2 tRNA genes and 2 rRNA genes (1 of these 4 running past the window's edge) are annotated in these 2,528 nt (G+C 50.2%); all 4 read right to left on the bottom strand.

The features are described from left to right. A 23S ribosomal RNA gene (locus HCO57_RS16495) occupies positions 1-511 on the bottom strand; it reaches 2,396 nt to the left of the window's first position. A gap of 175 nt (positions 512-686) precedes the next feature. Continuing rightward, positions 687-760: transfer RNA gene (locus HCO57_RS16490), tRNA-Ala, on the bottom strand. Positions 761-894: 134 nt separating this feature from the next. Next, positions 895-968: transfer RNA gene (locus HCO57_RS16485), tRNA-Ile, on the bottom strand. Between the two features lie 108 nt (positions 969-1,076). Continuing rightward, positions 1,077-2,528: ribosomal RNA gene (locus HCO57_RS16480) — 16S ribosomal RNA — on the bottom strand; the annotation flags it as partial.

Raw genomic sequence — 2,528 nt, 5'->3', positions numbered from 1 at the left:
TTAGGGTTCTTTTCACCTTTCCCTCACGGTACTGGTTCACTATCGGTCTCCCAGGAGTATTTAGCCTTGGCGGATGGTCCCGCCGGATTCAAACAGGGTTTCACGTGCCCCGTCCTACTCAGGATACCACTATCTCTAACGTCCCTTACCCGTACCGGGCTATCACCGTCTACGGCCACTCTTTCCAAAGTGTTCTGGTTCGTCGCGCAGAGAACAGCGTGGTCCTACAACCCCAGTATTGCCGAAACAACACTGGTTTGGGCTGTTCCGATTTCGCTCGCCACTACTCTCGGAATCACTCTTGTTTTCTTTTCCTCCGCCTACTTAGATGTTTCAGTTCAGCGGGTTGGCCTCTTTCGATGCTATGCCTTCAACATAGCGGGTTGCCCCATTCGGATATTCACGGATCAACACTCGTGTGCAGTTCCCCATGACTTTTCGCAGCTTACCACGTCCTTCATCGCCTCTGGGAGCCTAGGCATTCCCCATACGCCCTTGCTTAGCTTGTCGCACTTTACTTCTAAAGTGCCCCTCGTAATCTTTATATATTTCTTACTCTCGTATTCTACTACTTTACTTGCTTTCAAGTTTCTTCTTTTGACTTCGCATCAATACAAATCAATGTATTGTGCTACGTCCCAATATGTCAATGAACTTTTTAATACCTAATTAAATCAGGCACTTTGTGGAGAATATCGGAGTCGAACCGATGACCTCCTGCGTGCAAGGCAGGCGCTCTAGCCAGCTGAGCTAATTCCCCATAACTAGTAGTTAGTAATGAGTAGTTAGTAGTTAGTACATAACTACATACCCAACTTCCAGAATTTCCTAATTGTTCAATATTTTTTATTGAGGTTTCCCTCAGAACTTCGCACTTTTTAGTCTCGCGACTCGTAGTCTCAGGCAGACTCGAACTGCCGACCTCTACATTATCAGTGTAGCGCTCTAACCAGCTGAGCTATGAGACTTCTTAGGTCTTATGACCACATTATATCTATGGACATCCAAAACAACAACACAAAGAAAACTACCGTTCCTTCGCCAAAGTACGGGGCCTAAGGGCCTATCGTCTCTAGAAAGGAGGTGTTCCAGCCGCACCTTCCGGTACGGCTACCTTGTTACGACTTAGCCCTAGTTACCAATTTTGCCCTAGGCCGCTCCTTACGGTGACGGACTTCAGGCACTCCCGGCTTCCATGGCTTGACGGGCGGTGTGTACAAGGCCCGGGAACGTATTCACCGGATCATGGCTGATATCCGATTACTAGCGATTCCAGCTTCACGGGGTCGAGTTGCAGACCCCGATCCGAACTGTGACCAGCTTTGTAGATCCGCGCCTCCTTGCGGAGTGGCTTCCCTCTGTACTGGCCATTGTAGCACGTGTGTGGCCCAGGACGTAAGGGCCGTGATGATTTGACGTCGTCCCCACCTTCCTCACGGTTTGCACCGGCAGTCCCGTTAGAGTCCCCATCTTTACATGCTGGCAACTAACGGCAGGGGTTGCGCTCGTTATAGGACTTAACCTGACACCTCACGGCACGAGCTGACGACAACCATGCAGCACCTTGTAAGTAGTCCGAAGAAAGGGACGTCTCTGCCCCATGCAACTTACATTTAAGCCCTGGTAAGGTTCCTCGCGTATCATCGAATTAAACCACATGCTCCACCGCTTGTGCGGGCCCCCGTCAATTCCTTTGAGTTTCATTCTTGCGAACGTACTCCCCAGGTGGGATACTTATCACTTTCGCTTGGCCACGGAGCTAAATGCCCCACAGCTAGTATCCATCGTTTACGGCGTGGACTACCGGGGTATCTAATCCCGTTCGCTCCCCACGCTTTCGTCCATCAGCGTCAGTATATAGTTGGTCACCTGCCTTCGCGATCGGTGTTCTATGTGATATCTATGCATTTCACCGCTACACCACATGTTCCGGCAACCCCACTATAACTCAAGACTAACAGTATCAAGGGCAGTCCCACAGTTGAGCTGTGGCCTTTCACCCCTGACTTATTAGCCCGCCTACGGACCCTTTAAACCCAATGATTCCGGATAACGCTCGGACCCTCCGTATTACCGCGGCTGCTGGCACGGAGTTAGCCGGTCCTTATTCTTATGGTACCGTCAGTACTCTACACGTAGAGTGGTTTCTTCCCATATAAAAGCAGTTTACAACCCATAGGGCAGTCATCCTGCACGCGGCATGGCTGGATCAACCTTGCGGCCATTGTCCAATATTCCTCACTGCTGCCTCCCGTAGGAGTCTGGTCCGTGTCTCAGTACCAGTGTGGGGGATCCCCCTCTCAGGGCCCCTAATCATCGTTGCTTTGGTGAGCCGTTACCTCACCAACTAGCTAATGATACGCATGGCCATCCCTATCCGAAATTCTTTAAATAATTAATCATGCAACTAATTATTACTATGGGGCATTAATCTTCATTTCTAAAGGCTATTCCCCAGATAGGGGCAGGTTCCATACGCGTTCCGCACCCGTGCGCCGGTCGTCAGCAAAAAAGCAAGCTTTTTCCTG

The sequence above is a fragment of the Croceivirga sp. JEA036 genome, from assembly GCF_011882165.1.
Lineage (GTDB): Bacteria > Bacteroidota > Bacteroidia > Flavobacteriales > Flavobacteriaceae > Croceivirga.
Note: the sequence above shows the minus strand (reverse complement) of the source record. Positions and strands in the feature narration are given on the sequence as shown.